The sequence below is a fragment of the Sphingomonas radicis genome (assembly GCF_051400635.1).
Lineage (GTDB): Bacteria > Pseudomonadota > Alphaproteobacteria > Sphingomonadales > Sphingomonadaceae > Sphingomonas.
Window position 1 is genome coordinate 901,473 of the sequence record NZ_JBLFFG010000001.1, and the last position, 15,297, is coordinate 916,769.

The following is a 15,297-nucleotide window of genomic DNA, read 5'->3' on the forward strand; positions in this document are numbered from 1 at the left end:
GGCCTGCTTTCGTTCCAGGCATGTCGAGCGGCAGATTCTCTCTCCGTCATGCCGGCGTGGCGCAAGTGTCGCGGAGTTGGCGCGTGCCTGTCGCGTTGCTGTGGCGTCGGTGTCGCGTCAGTGTCGCTTCGATGGCGCGCGGGTGTGGCGTCGGTGTCGCCTTGGTGGAGCGTGGGTGTAGCATCACTGGCGCGTGGGTGGCGCTTCAGTGCCGCGTCGCTGTCGCTTCGCCGCCGCGTTGCTGCTGCTTCGCCGAAAAAACGCGTTATCGAGTCAAGCAAGTCAACCGGCCTCGCCCCGCCGCCGCGGGGCGCAAGGCTGTTCGCGCCGTGGAAATGCCGCTATTCAGCGCTTAGATAGGGCCAGCAGATCGGGTCGTGCCGCCTTTCGGAAAGTAGTTCTGATGTACCGTTCGCTTCTTCAGGTCACCGCCGCGGTCGGCGCGCTCGCTCTGGTCCCCATCGCCTCGGGTGCGATGGCGGGGGTCGATACCGACAGCTATCGCCAGCTCGATACCTTCATGGAAGTCTACAACACCGTGAAGGCCAATTATGTCGAGAAGGTCGACGACAAGACTCTAGTCGAGGGCGCGATCCAGGGGATGCTCGCCGCGCTCGATCCGCACTCGAGCTTCGCCGACGGGCTCGATTTCGACAATCTCAAGATCCAGACCGACGGCAATTACGGCGGGCTGGGCCTCACCGTCACGCAGGAAGACGGCGCGGTGAAGGTGATCGCGCCCACCGAGGACACGCCGGCCGCGCGCGCGGGGATCAAGTCGGGCGATTTCATCACCCACCTCGACGGCAAGTTCATCGTCGGCGGCGAGCTCGACGAAGCGATCGAGCAGATGCGGGGCCAGCCCGGCACCAAGATCAACCTCACGATCGTCCGCCCCGGCGCCGACAAGCCGCTCCAGTTCACGCTGACGCGCGAGATCATCGTCCAGAAGCCCGTGAAGTGGGAAGTGAAGGACGGCGTCGGCATCATCAACATCAACACCTTCACCGCGCAGACCGGCGCCGACACGATCAAGGCGATCCAGGGGATCGAGAAGCAGCTCGGCCGCAAGCCGCTCGGCTATGTCGTCGATCTGCGCGCCAACGGTGGCGGGCTGCTGGGTGAGGCGATCGCCGTGTCCGACGTGTTCCTCAGCCACGGCGAGATCGTCTCGCAGCGTGGTCGCGAGAAGGCCGATATCGAGCGCTATTATGCCGAATCGATGGTCCCGGGCGATCTCGCGCGCGGGCTGCCGGTGGTCGTGCTGGTCGATGCGGGCACCGCTTCGGCATCGGAGATCGTCGCGGGCGCGATCCAGGATCACCACCGCGGGCTGGTGATGGGCGTGCGCAGCTTCGGCAAGGGATCGGTGCAGACGATCCTGCCGATGGGCGATCGTTCGGCGCTGCGCCTCACCACCGCGCGCTACTATACACCTTCGGGCCATTCGGTGCAGGAAGGCGGGATCAAGCCCGATCTGCTCGTGCCGCAGATCTCGGATCCCGATTACAAGGACCGCACCGTGATCCGCGAGGCGGACCTGCGCCGCCACCTGATCAATTCGGAGAAGGTCGACGACGCGACGCTCGAGGAAGACGCGCGCACCGATCCGCGCTTCGCCGCGACGGCCGACGAGCTCAAGAAGAAGGGCATCGAGGACTTCCAGCTCCATTATGCACTGCAGACGATCGCCCGCTCGGGCGGCAAGCTGCCCCAGGTCGCGAAGAAGGGCGGCTGATCCGGATGCGGACCGACGGGCTCGCCGCGGCGCGCTGGATCGCGCTGCTCCTTCCGCTCGCGCTCCTCGGCGGTGCGCTCGGCTCGCAATATCTGGGCGGGCTCTATCCGTGCGAGATGTGCCATTGGCAGCGTTGGCCGCATTATGCGGCAGTCGTGATCGCGGCGCTTTCCTTCGTCGTCCCCTCGCGTCCCGCGCGGATGCTCTTCGTGCTGTTCGCGGGCGTGCTGATCGTCGTCAGCGGCGCGATCGGGGTGTTCCACGCGGGCGTCGAATATCATTGGTGGCAAGGGGTGACCGCCTGCACCTCCGGCCTCGCGGCTAACCCCGATCCGATGGCGATGCTCACCGAGGCACTTCGCAAGCCCTTCGTGCGTTGTGACGCTGCGCAATGGACGATGTTCGGAATCAGCCTCGCGGGGTTCAACGCGATCCTGTCGCTCGGCGGCGCAGTGGCGATCTTCGCACTGGCACCGCGGAGGGCGCGCGCATGAGCTGGAAGCCCGGTGACCGCCGCGAGAGCCGCGCCGCGATGATCCGGGTGGATCAGGCCGGCGAATATGGCGCGACGCGGATCTATGCCGGCCAGCTCGCAGTGATGGGCGATCGCACCCCCGCGGCGCGCACGATCAACGGCATGGCCAATCAGGAGGAGCGCCACCGGGCCTTCTTCGATGCGATGATCGCGCGCCGCGGCGTGCGGCCGACCGTGCTCCAGCCCTTCTGGGACGTCGCCGGCTTCGCGCTGGGCGCGGCGACTGCGGCGATCGGCCCCGATGCCGCGATGGCCTGCACCGCGGCGATCGAGACCGAGATCGATCTCCATTATCAGCAGCAGCTCGAACAGCTCGGGCAGGACGATCCCGAGCTTGGCGCCGCGGTGGCGCAGTTCCGCGAGGAAGAGATCGAGCATCGCGACACCGCGCTCGCGTCGGGCGCGGAGAATACCTTCGGCTATCCGGTGATGTTCGGGTTGATCCGGATGGGCTGCCGTGCTGCCATTGCGCTATCGAAACGGATATGAAAGGCCGTGTTCAGCGTTGACGCTGCACAGGTCGCTCGAGGAGAAGCCATGATGCTCAAGAGGATCGCGATTGCGACGGCGTTCGCCACCGCTCCGCTGCTGGTGCCCTCGGCGGCGCAGGCACAGACGCAGAATGGCGTGCTGGTGATCTACGGCGACGACAAATGCCCCACCAACGAAAATGGCGAGGAGATCGTCATCTGCCAGCGTCTCGACGAGGCCGAGCGCTTCCGTATCCCCCCGAATCTGCGCGAGACCGAGGGGCGGCCCCAGGCGAACCAGAGCTGGGCGGTGCGCTCGCAGTCGGCGCTCGAGGCGGGCCAGATGGGCACCGGAAGTTGCTCGACCACCGGCGCCGGCGGCGGAACCGGCTGCTTCGTCAAGCAGGCGACCCGCGCCAAGGCCGAAGCACGCCAGCGGCAGGAAGCCCAGACCGACCTGCCGCTGCCCTGATCTGCCTCAGCGCTCCCGGCGGTCGATCCAGCCAGGCGCCTTGAGCAGCGTGCAGTCGAAGATGAGCCACAGCATCGCTGCGGCACGAAAGCCTGCGGAGATGGCGATATGAGTATAGGTCGTCGCCGGCCACCTGCCGTCATTGCCCGCGAACCACCAGAATTCGGCGAAATAGGCCGCGGCGTCGCCCGCCACGAAGAACGCCACCGGCAGCAGCCGCGGCGCCGTCAGTAAGAGCAGTGGGTAGAGCCAAAGGTCGAACTGGGGGGAGTAAACCTTGTTGGTGAGCATGAACCAGGCGAGGATCGGCGTGGCGAGCACCCACATCCGCTCGCGGTGCTGCCGCCAGCCGAGCCCGAGGATCAGCGCCGCGCCGCCCAGGAAAAGCGCGGCGGCGTAGAAGTTGCGCTCGGCGATCCAGGTGAACCACCAGCCCATGTTGTTGAGCACTTCCCAGCTCGCCGCCGCGGTGCCCGCCCGCTCCTGCGAGAAGCGGTAGAACTGGAGCCAATTGTCCGGGGCGAGCAGCGCGATCGGCGCATTGACCAGCGCCCAGGCCCCGATCGCCGCAGCGGTCACACCGGCAGCCCGCACGATCCGCTGCCGCCAGCTCCGCCCCCGCTCGAACAGCGCGGCGAGCCCAATGGGCGGCAGCAGGAGCGCTGGGAACAGCTTCGCAGCCGCCCCCAACGCCGCAGCCGCCGCGGCCTGTGCCAGCCGGTTCTCCCGCGCCAGCAGCATCGCCGCGACCGCCAGCGCAGCCGCCGCCAGATCCCAGTTATGCCCCAGATAGAGCACCAGAGGCGGCGCAAATGCCCAGGCCCACAGCCGGCGATGCTCCAGCCCCGCCTGTAGGAACATCCACAGGATCAGCCCGGCGATCAGCGCATTGGCGATCGTCACCACGCCCAGGAAATGCCCGTCCCGCGCTCGCTTGCCGAACAGCAGCCGAGTGACTGCGCCCTCGATCCCGATCTGCGCGCCGGTGAGCACCGGATATTCGATCGGCTGCTCGAGATAGGGGATGCGGCCCTGCGCCACCCCGCGCCCTTCCCAGAACGGCATCACGTCGTTGTAGCAGCCGGTGGTATATTGCTCGCCCTCGGTCCAGCCGCCGGGCACGCAATGCCCCTTGAACAGCCAGCCTGCGCTGCAGGTGAGCAGCAGCGCCAGCCACAGCGCCGTCCGCCGCCAGTCCGCATCTCTTGGCAGAGCCCACCCCATGCGTGCCTGACTAGCGGGGCCCGCGCGGGGCGTCCACGCGCGAATAGCTTACATTCATGTCAACAAGACTGGACCGGCGTGCCGCTTCGCGGCATGCTGCACAAAAATGCAGGAGAGGATCATGGACCGGACGCTTGCGCTCGCCGCGCTGCTGCTGCTCGCCGCCCCCGCGGCTGCGGAGACGATCCGCGTCGAGGCAGGCGCCGACGCCCAGGAACGCCTCCAGGCCGCGCTGCTCGACGCCAAGCCGGGCGACACGGTCCAAGTCGGCGCCGGCCGCTTCGAGCTCACCGACGGGCTCTCGCTAGCGGTCGATCGCGTGACGATTCGCGGCGCCGGACCGGACAAGACCATATTGAGCTTCAAGGGCCAGCTCGGCGCGGGCGAGGGGCTGCTCGTCACTTCGGACGATGTCGTGCTGCGCGGCTTCGCGGTCGAGGACACCAAGGGCGACGGGATCAAGTCCAAGGGCGCCGATCGGATCGTCTACAAGGACATCCGCGTCGAATGGACCGGCGGACCCAAGCCGACCAACGGCGCGTACGGCGTCTATCCGGTGTCGAGCACCACGATCCTGGTCGATGGCGTCACCGTGAAGGGCGCGTCGGACGCAGGCATCTATGTCGGCCAGTCCGAGCAGATCGTGGTGCGCAATTCCACCGTCTCCGCCAATGTCGCGGGGATCGAGATCGAGAACAGCCGACACGCCGATGTGTTCGGCAACACCGCCACCGGCAACACGGGCGGGATCCTGGTGTTCGACATGCCGAATCTCCCCAAGATGGGCGGCGGGCAAGTGCGCGTGTTCGACAACCGCGTCTTCGCCAACGACACCCCCAACTTTGCTCCCAAAGGCAATATCGTCGCAATGGTGCCGATGGGCACGGGCGTGCTCGTGATGGCGAACGACAATGTCCACGTCTTCGGCAACGAGCTGCGCGACAACGCCACCAGCAACGTGATGATCATCGCCTATCCGCAGAAGTTCGAGGACGCGAACTACAACCCGCTGCCGCGGCGGATCATCGTATCGGGCAACAAGCACGGCCGCGCCGGCTTCGCGCCTCAGATTCCCGGCGGCGACCAGCTTGCCTCGGCGCTCGGAGGCAGTATCCCGCCGGTGCTGTGGGACGGGGTCGGCGGCACCGATCTGGGGTTGCGCGTTGCCGACGAGGTGACGGTGCTGAGCATGGGAATGGCGCCGGGCGTGCCGCCCGAGCAGGCCAGGCCCGCGCCGGTGAAGCTGGAGGGGCCGGCGGTGCCTGCACCTGCGGCGGTGGTGCTTCCCGCGGCGATGGAGGCTGCGGCCAGGTGAAGGCGCTCGCCGCAGCGACGCTGCTGTTCCTGACCGCGCTCGCCGCCCGGCCCGGGGAGGTCAACGACAGTGCCATCACGGGGGAGGGCTATGCACCGCGCCTTTCCGACTATGGTTTCTTCACCGCTCTCGCCGCGGCGGCGCCAGCGGGCCGCGTTGTCGGCTATGATCTCGAGACGCCGCTTTTCTCGGACTATGCCGACAAGCGCCGCTTCCTCTACGTCCCGGCTGGCACCAAGGTGCGCTACGATGGCGAGGCGGCGTTCGACTTTCCCGTCGGCAGCGCGCTGATCAAGACCTTCGGCTATCGGCAACAAGGCACATTCCGCTCGATCGAGACACGGCTGCTGCTCCGCCGCGCCTCGGGCTGGGTCGCGCTTCCCTATGTTTGGAACGCCGAGGGGACCGACGCGATGCTCAAGCGCGCGGGCACCCGCATCCCGGTGACCTTCACCGATCCTTCGGGCGCCACCCAGCGCATCAGCTATGCGGTGCCCAACCAGAACCAGTGCAAGGACTGCCATTCGCTCGGCGGCGCGATCGTTCCGATCGGCACCAAGGCGCGTTATCTCAACCATCGCGGCCAGCTTCAGACGCTGGCGAAAGCTGGCCTGCTCGACCGCGCTCCTGCCGACGCGCCGCGGATCGCGCGCTGGGACGATCCTGCCGCGCAGCTCGACGCCCGTGCGCGGGCCTATCTCGAGATCAACTGCGCGCACTGCCACAATCCGCAGGGCGGCGCGTCCAACTCGGGGCTGTTCCTCGGCTGGCGCGAGACCAGCCCGGTGACGCTGGGCATCGGCAAGCGCCCGGTCGCAGCCGGGCGGGGAAGCGGTAACCTCGACTTCGCGATCGCGCCCGGTGACCCCGACGCGTCGATTCTCATCTACCGGATGGAAAGCATCGATCCAGGCATCGCCATGCCCGAACTCGGCCGTGCGGCGGTGCACAAGGAAGGCGTGGCTCTGCTGCGGGAGTGGATCGCAACGATGCCGAAAGAGCGGGTGGCGAACTGAGAGTGTCAAGGCGGCCGCCCCCGTTCGCCCTGAGCTTGTCGAAGGGCTCCGGCCCAAGCCGGCGTGCATGCGGATAGCCGCCCTTCGACAAGCTCAGGGCGAACGGCTCTCGTGGTGAACGGTGGCGCCCCTTAGAAAATCCCCAGGAACTTCTTGCGCTGCTTCTTCTTTTCTTCCCCTGACGCCTTCCCGCTCTCCGATTTCGCCGTCGTCCCGCGGCCCACGTCGTCGCGCGGCCGGCCTTTGTCGTCGCGCTGCGCCTGCGCCGATGCGCCGGCGAGCACCGGTCCGCAGTCGGCCGCCTTGGCGTCGCCTACGTCGACGAAGGCGATCACCGCCGCCAATGGGCTCACCAGCGCGCCCAGCCCCAACCCGGCGCCCGCGCGGCCCAGCAGCTCGGGGGTGATCACGTCGATCCTGGGCGCCGCGAAATAGCCCCCGATCCCAACCGGCGACTGGCCCGAGAACAGGCTGAATTTCTTGCTGTCCGCGCGGAAGGCGAGATCGATCGTCTCGTTCTTGAAGCTGAACCCGCCGCGGCCGAGCATCACGTTCTTGGCGGTATCGATCAGGATCGGATCGGCCGCGGCGATGCCGTTGCGGACACTGAATCCGATCAGTCCGCAGTTGATCTGCACCGGTTCCTTGAGTCGCTCCTCGAACATTTTCTGGACGAACACGCCGATGTCGAGCTCGGAAAGCTCGGTATTGCGCGTCCAGAAGGTGCCGCGCGGCATGATGACGGCGATCCGCCCGTTCGAATTGGCCAGCGAATCGCGGACGCTGTTGCCGGCGCCGGTCATCTGCACGCGCGCCTTGAGCGTGCCGCTGGTGCCCGATTGTTCAACCCCGAAGCCCGCGAGCAGCACTCCCATCGGGGTGGGCGACAGCCGGATGTCATATTCGGTGAAGACCGGCTGGCGGCGCGCGTTGATCGTGATGTCGGAGCTCACCGTGCCGCGCGCCATCGAGAAGTTGAGCGGCGAGAGCTCGAGCAGCCGGTCCTCCAGGTCGAGCCCCAGCTTGATGTTGGAGACGGGGAAATTGTCGGCGCGCACCGTGCGCACGGTCCAGTCGACTTTGGCGTCGAAGTTCCTGAGCGCCTCGATCCGGAGCGGTGCGTCGGGGAGCACGCGCGGGGTGCCGCCCACCCGCTCGACTGCGCCGGCCTTGCCCTGCGCGGCGAGCTTGTCCGGGTTATAGCCGATGAACGGGCCGGCATCGACGATGTCGAGCACGCGCGTCGCCAGGTTCGCGGTCAGCAGCATCCGCGGTTCGCGCATCGTCACAGTGAAGCGCCCGGCAAGGTCGCTCTCGCCGAACCGGCCGCGCAGGCCGGTGAAGCGCCATTCCGCGCCTTGCTTGGTGAAGGCCGAGCGAAGGCGATAGCTGCGCGTGTCGGGCACGGCGATCCCGGCGACGGTGAAGACGTCGGCAAGGTTCTGCCCGCGCGCATCGATGCGCAGGTCGGCGCCTTCGATCTCGGTCGCGCCCGGCAGCGTCCCCGCGACGTCGATCCGGGTCCGGACACCCTCTATGTGGAGCTGGAGCTGGTTGCGCCCGCCCGCCACCGTGGCGTTGGGGGTCAGCAGCGCGCCCGACAGGGTGAAGCGGGTGCCGCGCGCGGTGCCGTTGCCGTCGAAGCCGATCCGGCTGGCGAACCGCGTATCGCGGGCCTCCACCGTGTGGACGCGAAGCGCAGCTTCGATCTGCATCTGCGGATGGACGTAGCGGATCTGCGTGCCCTGGACGATCGCGCGGCGGATGATCGGCAGGTCGAGCGGCTCGCCCTTCTTCTCGCCGAAGGTCCAGGTGTTGCGCTGGCCCGACCTGTCCCATTGCAGATCGACATGCCCGTCCTGCAGCCCCAGCCAGTTGACCCGTTCGTTGCCGGTGATCAGGCTCCAGGTGGAGATCCGGGTGTCGATCTTCTTCGCCGAGAAGAAATTGCCGCGTCCTGCCCATTGGGGATTGGAAACGGTGAGCCCTTCGGCCAGGAACTTGACGTTGAACGGCGCGAAATAGAGCTGGAAGTCCCCAGCGACCTTCACCTCACGGCCCGTCTGTGCGGCGACGATTCGCTCGAACGGCCCCTTGAGGAAGCGGCCCTTGGTGACGAACAATATCGCCCAGGCGAGCACGATCAGCCCGATGATCGTGGTGACGACGGCGATCGCGCTGGCGAGTGGCGTGCCCAGCGCCCGTGCGGGCCGCGCAGACGAGTCGCTTGGCGGGGAAGCGGCCTTCGCAGCTTCGATGGGCGAGTCCCGGTCGGCCATTGGGAGAAAAAGCCTGTCGCCGCCGAGGGTTCCGACTGCGGTTGCATTGCAGCGCGGTAGCGGCTATGCGCCCCGCTTTCCGCGATCGTAGGGATGCGCCGGCTGAATGGGCTGCCGCGCGTATCCGCAATCGTCGAACTACAAGGAGACGAAAATGCCCAAGCTCAAGACGAAGAGCGGCGTGAAGAAGCGCTTCAAGTTCACCGCCACTGGCAAGGTGAAGCATGGAGTCGCCGGCAAGCGCCACCGCCTGATTTCGCACAACGCGAAGTATATCCGCCAGAATCGCGGCACCTCCGTGCTCGCCGATGCCGATGTTGCCCACGTGCGCCTGTGGGCGCCGTACGGCCTGAAGTAAGGAGGGCCTAGACAATGGCACGAGTTAAGCGTGGCACGACCACGAAGGCGAAGCACAAGCGCATTTTGGATCAGGCGAAGGGCTATTATGGCCGTCGCAAGAACACGATCCGCATCGCGCGCCAGGCCGTCGAGAAGGCCGGTCAGTATGCCTATCGCGACCGCAAGGTTAAGAAGCGCACGTTCCGCGGCCTGTGGATCCAGCGCATCAACGCCGGCGTCCGCGCCGAGGGCCTGACCTATTCGCAGTTCATGCACGGGCTGAAGCTCGCGGGCATCGAACTCGACCGGAAGGTCCTGGCCGACATCGCGATGCACGAGGCGGAGGCGTTCAGCGCCATCGTCGCGCAGGCAAAGGCGGCGCTGCCCCAGGCCGCCTGAGGCGACCTGCCAGCACAAGCGAACAAAAGGGGCGTCGGTGGCAACACCGGCGCCCTTTTTCTTTTCTCATGCGGAGGCGCGAGGGGATTCAGGAGTTTCGCGCAGAGGCGCAGAGGACGCAGAGATGTCGTTAGAGGCGCCAGCCTCAGAATCTCTCGCCGCTAGACCCGCTCGCGGCGCATCTCAAAGCGACGATTTTCCTCTCTGCGTCCTCTGCGCCTCTGCGCGAATTAATTTCTTCGCGCCTTCGCGCCTCCGCGTGAGAAAGATCGTACCAGACCGCAACCGGGCCCCAGTCGAAGGAAGGAAGCGATTCGATGGCACTGCAGACTTGGTGGCTCTACGTCACCGCCGTGTTCCTGATCGCGGCGACGCCGGGACCGAACATGCTCCATGTCATGGTGCAGAGCATCCATCATGGCCCGCGCGCGCTCTTCTCGATGGCCGGGCTGATGAGCGCGGTGCTGTTGTGCCTGCTCGCATCCGCGGCGGGGCTGGGCGCGCTGCTCAAGGCGGCGCCGATGCTCTACGACGCGCTGCGCTATGCCGGGGTCGCCTATCTCGTCTGGCTGGGCATCAAGGCGTGGCGCGCGCCGGTGAGCACGGGTGATGCCGCCGATCCGCGCACGCTACCCTCGGCCCGCGCACTCTACGCCGCGGGGCTCGGCACCGGGCTTTCCAACCCCAAGCTGATCATCTTCGCCGCCGCGCTCTTCCCGCAGTTCATCGACACGGCCCGGCCGTTCTGGACCCAGCTCGGCATCCTCGTGGCGAGTTTCGTCGTGATCGAGGCCTTCTGGTACTCGGTCTATGCGCTCGGCGGGCGATCGCTCGCACGCTGGCTCGCGCCCGCCAACCGGCAGCGGCTGTTCAACCGCGCGACCGGGCTGATGTTCATCGGCTTCGGCGGCGCGCTGCTCGGCAGCCGGGTCTAGCGGGGCAGCGAATCCCGAAACCGTTCGCCCTGAGCTTGTCGAAGGGCGGTGGCAGGTGGCGCCCTTCGACAAGCTCAGGGCGAACGGGGGGCTAGACGGGGGACTAACCGTCGAGCCAGGCGCGATAGAACACCGTGCGGAAGCTGCGCGTCCAGGGGATCACCACCTTGGGCCTTCCCCTGAGCGTGGACTTCACCATCTGCTTGGCCGCCCAGAGCGGATGGTCGGTGCGGCGGCTCCAGTGCTCGACCCGGCCGAAGCCCAGCCTGGCGAGCGTCTGCTTCATTTGCTCGACGCCCGAGAAGACGAGGTGGTCGGGCAGCAGCAGCTCGCCCGGATAATCGGCGCGCGTGGGCAGGTCGCCGCCGTTCCCCGTCTCGATGAACAGCGAGCCGCCGGGTTTCAGCCGGGCGCGGATCAGCCCGCCGAAATGCTGGAAATCGGGAATGTGCGAGAAGACGTTGATGATCGAGATCACGTCGTAGCTGCCGGTGACTTCCTCCAGCGTCTGCGCGGTGATCGGAACCCCGCGCTTCTGCGCGCGCTCGACCTTCACCTGCATCGGATCGATGCCAAGCGCCTGCACGTCGGGAAGCGCGCGCTGCACTGCCTCGACGAACTCGCCATTGCCCGCGCCAACATCCAGCCAGCTCAGCCCCTTCTCGCCTTCGTAGAAGCGCCGCACGATCCCTGCGTAGAAGGGCACTTTCCAGCCCTGGCGGTGGAGCCTTTGATCGAGCACGCCATCGTCCGTGGGGTGCACCCCGTCCCGAGCGGCGGCCGAGATATCCTCCGATCGCGGGCGCTCACGGATATAGACGGTGCCGCAGCCGGTGCATTTGACGGCGTTATAGCCGTTCTCCGACGCCCAATGCTTGTGCCCGTCGCTCTCACAGCAGGGGCAATCGACCGTTTCGAGCTTCGCCTGCATCAACATGGCTTCGCCTCATGCATTCATTCGGCTTTACGGTTGGTCTCATGATCCGGGACAGGCGAGAAGCGGGCTGCGCCGTGCCGCCCCGCGCTCGCGGCAGGACGCTCGGGCATGCGAATCTTGCGGGCGAGGCTTGACCTTGCCCGCACTCTGGGGTTCGGGCCTTTCCATGACTAGCGATCTCGAACAACTGCGCACCGATCTGCTCGCCTCGATCGACGCCGCGACGGAACTCGACGCCGTCGAGGCGCTGCGGGTTCAGGCGCTGGGCAAGCAGGGCACGATCACCGGCCTGCTCAAGACGCTCGGCGGGATGAGCCCGGAAGCGCGCCAGGAACAGGGGCCGCGCATTCACGGGTTGCGCGAAGCAGTCACCGCCGCGCTGGTAGAGCGCAAGGCGGTGCTCGAACGTGCTGCGCTCGACGCCCGGCTCGCCAGCGAGACGCTCGACATGACGCTGCCGGTCGATTCGCTGGGCGCCGGTTCGGTCCATCCCGTGAGCCAGGTCATGGACGAGCTCGCCGAAATCTTCGCCGACCTGGGCTTTTCGGTCGCGAGCGGCCCCGAGATCGAGGACGACTGGCACAATTTCACGGCGCTCAACATTCCCGAGAGCCACCCGGCGCGGGCGATGCACGACACTTTCTATCTGGCCGGCGAGCATGAAAAGCCGATGGTGCTGCGCACGCACACCAGCCCGGTGCAGATCCGCACGATGCTGGCGAACAAGCCGCCGATCCGGATCATCGCGCCGGGCCGCGTCTATCGCTCGGACTCGGATGCGACCCACACCCCGATGTTCCACCAGATCGAAGGGCTGGTGATCGATAAGGGGATCACGCTCGGCCACCTCAAATGGACGCTCGAGACCTTCCTCAAGGCGTTCTTCGAGCGCGACGACATCGTGCTTCGGCTGCGCCCGAGCTACTTCCCCTTCACCGAGCCTTCGGCCGAAGTCGACGTCGGCTATTCGGTGGTGAACGGCAAGCGCGTGATCGGCGGGTCCGAGGGCTGGATGGAAGTGCTCGGCTCGGGGATGGTGCACCCCAAGGTGATCGCCTCCTGCGGGCTCGATCCGGAGGAATGGCAGGGCTTCGCCTTCGGCACCGGCGTCGATCGGCTGGCGATGCTCAAATATGGAATGGATGACTTGCGCGCCTTCTTCGACGGCGATCTGCGCTGGCTCAGGCATTATGGCTTCTCGGCGCTCGACGTGCCCACGCTGAGCGGGGGAGTCGGCGCATGAAGTTCACGCTGAGCTGGCTCAAGGAGCATCTGGAGACCGACGCGACGATCGATCAGGTCGCGGAGGCGCTTACACGCGTGGGGCTCGAAGTCGAAGGCGTCGAGAACCCCGGCGAGAAGCTCGCCGGTTTCCGCGTGGCGCGCGTGCTCACCGCCGAGCGTCACCCGCAGGCGGACAAGCTCCAGGTCCTCACCGTCGACAGCGGCGAAGGCGCTCCGCTCCAGGTCGTCTGCGGCGCGCCCAACGCGCGTGCAGGGCTGGTCGGCGTGCTCGGGCTTCCGGGCGCGGTCGTTCCCGCGAACGGCATGCAGCTCAAGGTCGCCGCAGTGCGCGGTGTCGAGTCCAACGGCATGATGTGCTCGACACGCGAACTCGAGCTCGGCGAGGATCACGAGGGGATCATCGAGCTTCCCGCCGACGCGCCGGTGGGCATCGCCTTTGCCGACTATGCCGATCTCAACGATCCGGTGATCGACGTCTCGATCACCCCCAACCGGCAGGATTGCATGGGCGTGCGCGGCATCGCGCGCGATCTCGCCGCGGCAGGACTTGGTACGCTCAAGCCGCTCGAACAGGTCTATCGTTCGGGCATCGCTCCAGTCGAAGGCAGCGGCGCCGCGCCGGAAGTGCGCACCGACGACCCCGCTGGCTGCCCTGCCTTCTTCGCGCAGGCAGTGTCGGGCGTCGCCAACGGCGAGTCGCCCGAATGGATGCGCCGCAAGCTCGCGGCGATCGGCCAGAAGCCGATCTCGATGTTGGTCGACATCACCAACTTCGTCTCGATCGATCTCGGCCGCCCGCTCCACGTCTACGACCGGGCCAAGCTCTCGGGTCCGCTCGTCGCCCGCAAGGCGAAGGACGGCGAGCAGTTGGTCGCGCTCAACGGCAAGACCTACACGCTCGACGCGAGCATGACGGTGATCGCCGACGATGCCGGCGTGCACGACATCGGCGGGATCATGGGCGGCGAGCATTCGGGAGTCACCGATGCTACCACCGACGTGCTGATCGAATGCGCCTTTTTCGATCCGGACCATATCGCGCGCGCCGGCCAGAAGCTCGGCCTCACCAGCGATGCGCGCCAGCGCTTCGAGCGCGGGGTGGACCCGGCATTCGTCGAAACCGGGCTCGCGATCGCGACCCGGCTGGTGCTCGATCATTGCGGCGGCACCGCGAGCGAAGTCACCCGCGCGGGCGATCCGCCGCTGGGCACGCGCAGCTATGCCTATGATCCGGCGCGTGCCGAGACGCTCGGCGGCCTCGCGGTGCCGGCCGATCGGCAGAAGGCGATCCTCGAAAGCCTGGGCTTCACCGTCGATTCGGACTGGAACGTCACCCCGCCCAGCTGGCGCCGCGACATCGACGGTCCCGCCGATCTGGTCGAGGAAGTGATACGCATTGAAGGCATCGACAAGGTGCCGCCGGTGCCGCTGGACCGCGCACCCGGCGTCGCCCGCCCGACCGCCACGCCCGAGCAGAAGCTCGAACGCCGCCTGCGCCGCACCGCCGCCGCACGCGGGCTGCACGAGGCCGTGACGTGGAGCTTCATCTCGGAAGCCGAAGCTGCGCCTTTCGGCGGCGGTGCCTGGACCCTCGCCAACCCGATCAGCGAGGACATGAAGGTCATGCGCCCCTCGCTGCTCCCCGGCCTGCTCGCCGCTGCCGAACGTAACCTCAAGCGCGGCGCTACCGGCGTCCGGCTGTTCGAGATCGGCCGCCGCTATCTCGCCGATCAGGAGCGGCTGACGCTCGCGGTGGTGTTCGCCGGTGCGCGCAGCCCGCGCGGCTGGCAGAGCGGCAAGGCGCAGATCTACGGTGCGTTCGATGCCAAGGCCGAAGCACTCGCGCTGCTCGAAGCCGCGGGCGCGCCGGTCGGCAACCTTCAGGTGCTGGGGGAGGCGGGCGACGTCTATCATCCCGGCCAGTCGGCAACGCTGCGGCTGGGCCCCAAGACCGTGCTCGCCGCCTTCGGCATGCTGCACCCGGAGACGCTCAAGGCGTTCGATCTCGACGGCGATGTCGCCGCGGTCGAACTCTACCTCGATGCGCTCCCGGCCAAGCGCGCCGACAAGACCGTGGGCTTTATGCGCCCCGCCTATGCGCCGCCCGCGCTCCAGCCGGTGACGCGCGACTTCGCCTTCCTCGTCCCCGCCGAACTCGCCGCGGGCGACCTCGTTCGCACGGTCAGGAGCGCCGACAAGATAGCGATCGTCGATGCGCGACTGTTCGACGTCTTCACCGGCCAGGGCGTGCCCGAGGGACAAAAGAGCCTCGCGGCCGAAGTCACGCTCCAGCCCGCCGAAAAGAGCTTCACCGACGCCGACCTCAAGGCCATCGCCGACAAGATCGTGGCCGCGGCATCGAAGCTCGGGGCCACGCTTAGGGGGTGACCGAG

At 67.3% G+C, this 15,297-nt stretch carries 14 protein-coding genes; 11 read left to right on the forward strand and 3 right to left on the reverse strand.

Features of this window, described 5'->3' with window-relative positions; genetic code table 11:
* Positions 1 to 403: 403 nt before the first annotated feature.
* The 4 genes from ACMGDH_RS04090 to ACMGDH_RS04105 are packed head-to-tail and all read left to right on the forward strand — an operon-like array spanning position 404 to position 3,215.
* Complete coding sequence (locus ACMGDH_RS04090; protein ID WP_436826636.1) at positions 404 to 1,738, forward strand: S41 family peptidase; 1,335 nt, start codon at positions 404 to 406, stop codon at positions 1,736 to 1,738.
* A 5-nt stretch (positions 1,739 to 1,743) separates the two neighbouring features.
* The gene (locus ACMGDH_RS04095) at positions 1,744 to 2,232 is read left to right on the forward strand and encodes a disulfide bond formation protein B (protein ID WP_436826637.1); all 489 of its coding nucleotides are present in this window, start codon (positions 1,744 to 1,746) and stop codon (positions 2,230 to 2,232) included.
* Entirely contained in the window at positions 2,229 to 2,762 is a 534-nt protein-coding gene (locus ACMGDH_RS04100) for a demethoxyubiquinone hydroxylase family protein (RefSeq protein ID WP_436826638.1), read from the forward strand. Before ACMGDH_RS04095 ends, ACMGDH_RS04100 begins: the two co-directional genes overlap by 4 nt.
* Positions 2,763 to 2,810: 48 nt before the next feature.
* A complete protein-coding gene (locus ACMGDH_RS04105) occupies positions 2,811 to 3,215 on the forward strand; it encodes a hypothetical protein (protein ID WP_436826639.1) in 405 nt (134 codons plus the stop codon).
* 6 nt (positions 3,216 to 3,221) lie between these two features.
* Here ACMGDH_RS04105 and ACMGDH_RS04110 read toward each other — a convergent pair whose 3' ends face one another.
* Positions 3,222 to 4,439 carry a hypothetical protein gene (locus tag ACMGDH_RS04110; RefSeq protein WP_436826640.1) on the reverse strand — a complete coding sequence of 406 codons (1,218 nt, stop codon included), beginning with the start codon at positions 4,437 to 4,439 and terminating at the stop codon, positions 3,222 to 3,224.
* Between the two features lie 121 nt (positions 4,440 to 4,560).
* Here ACMGDH_RS04110 and ACMGDH_RS04115 point away from each other — a divergent pair, with 121 nt between their 5' ends.
* Both ACMGDH_RS04115 and ACMGDH_RS04120 read left to right on the forward strand, forming a co-directional pair.
* On the forward strand, positions 4,561 to 5,754 hold the full coding sequence (locus tag ACMGDH_RS04115; protein ID WP_436826641.1) for a parallel beta-helix domain-containing protein: 1,194 nt from the start codon (positions 4,561 to 4,563) through the stop codon (positions 5,752 to 5,754).
* Entirely contained in the window at positions 5,751 to 6,770 is a 1,020-nt protein-coding gene (locus tag ACMGDH_RS04120) for an SO2930 family diheme c-type cytochrome (protein WP_436826642.1), read from the forward strand. The genes ACMGDH_RS04115 and ACMGDH_RS04120 overlap by 4 nt, the downstream gene beginning before the upstream one ends.
* A 131-nt stretch (positions 6,771 to 6,901) precedes the next feature.
* On the opposite strand, the gene ACMGDH_RS04125 is transcribed toward ACMGDH_RS04120, so the two are convergent.
* Complete coding sequence (locus tag ACMGDH_RS04125) at positions 6,902 to 9,049, reverse strand: AsmA family protein (RefSeq protein ID WP_436826643.1); 2,148 nt, start codon at positions 9,047 to 9,049, stop codon at positions 6,902 to 6,904.
* 154 nt (positions 9,050 to 9,203) lie between these two features.
* Here ACMGDH_RS04125 and rpmI point away from each other — a divergent pair, with 154 nt between their 5' ends.
* From rpmI to ACMGDH_RS04140, 3 genes are all read left to right on the forward strand, one after another.
* A complete protein-coding gene (rpmI, locus tag ACMGDH_RS04130) occupies positions 9,204 to 9,407 on the forward strand; it encodes a 50S ribosomal protein L35 (protein WP_129404793.1) in 204 nt (67 codons plus the stop codon).
* Positions 9,408 to 9,421: 14 nt separating this feature from the next.
* Positions 9,422 to 9,787 (forward strand): 50S ribosomal protein L20, encoded by a 366-nt coding sequence (rplT, locus tag ACMGDH_RS04135; protein WP_135985601.1) that lies wholly within the window; start codon positions 9,422 to 9,424, stop codon positions 9,785 to 9,787.
* Between the two features lie 317 nt (positions 9,788 to 10,104).
* Positions 10,105 to 10,722: a LysE family translocator gene (locus ACMGDH_RS04140; RefSeq protein WP_436826644.1), complete on the forward strand. Its 618-nt coding sequence runs from the start codon at positions 10,105 to 10,107 to the stop codon at positions 10,720 to 10,722.
* A gap of 103 nt (positions 10,723 to 10,825) precedes the next feature.
* On the opposite strand, the gene ACMGDH_RS04145 is transcribed toward ACMGDH_RS04140, so the two are convergent.
* Positions 10,826 to 11,659 (reverse strand): class I SAM-dependent methyltransferase, encoded by an 834-nt coding sequence (locus ACMGDH_RS04145; RefSeq protein WP_436826645.1) that lies wholly within the window; start codon positions 11,657 to 11,659, stop codon positions 10,826 to 10,828.
* A 166-nt stretch (positions 11,660 to 11,825) separates the two neighbouring features.
* Here ACMGDH_RS04145 and pheS point away from each other — a divergent pair, with 166 nt between their 5' ends.
* Positions 11,826 to 12,902 carry a phenylalanine--tRNA ligase subunit alpha gene (pheS, locus tag ACMGDH_RS04150; RefSeq protein ID WP_436826646.1) on the forward strand — a complete coding sequence of 359 codons (1,077 nt, stop codon included), beginning with the start codon at positions 11,826 to 11,828 and terminating at the stop codon, positions 12,900 to 12,902.
* The gene (gene pheT / locus ACMGDH_RS04155) at positions 12,899 to 15,292 is read left to right on the forward strand and encodes a phenylalanine--tRNA ligase subunit beta (protein ID WP_436826647.1); all 2,394 of its coding nucleotides are present in this window, start codon (positions 12,899 to 12,901) and stop codon (positions 15,290 to 15,292) included. The genes pheS and pheT overlap by 4 nt, the downstream gene beginning before the upstream one ends.
* The last annotated feature ends 5 nt before the right edge of the window (positions 15,293 to 15,297 follow it).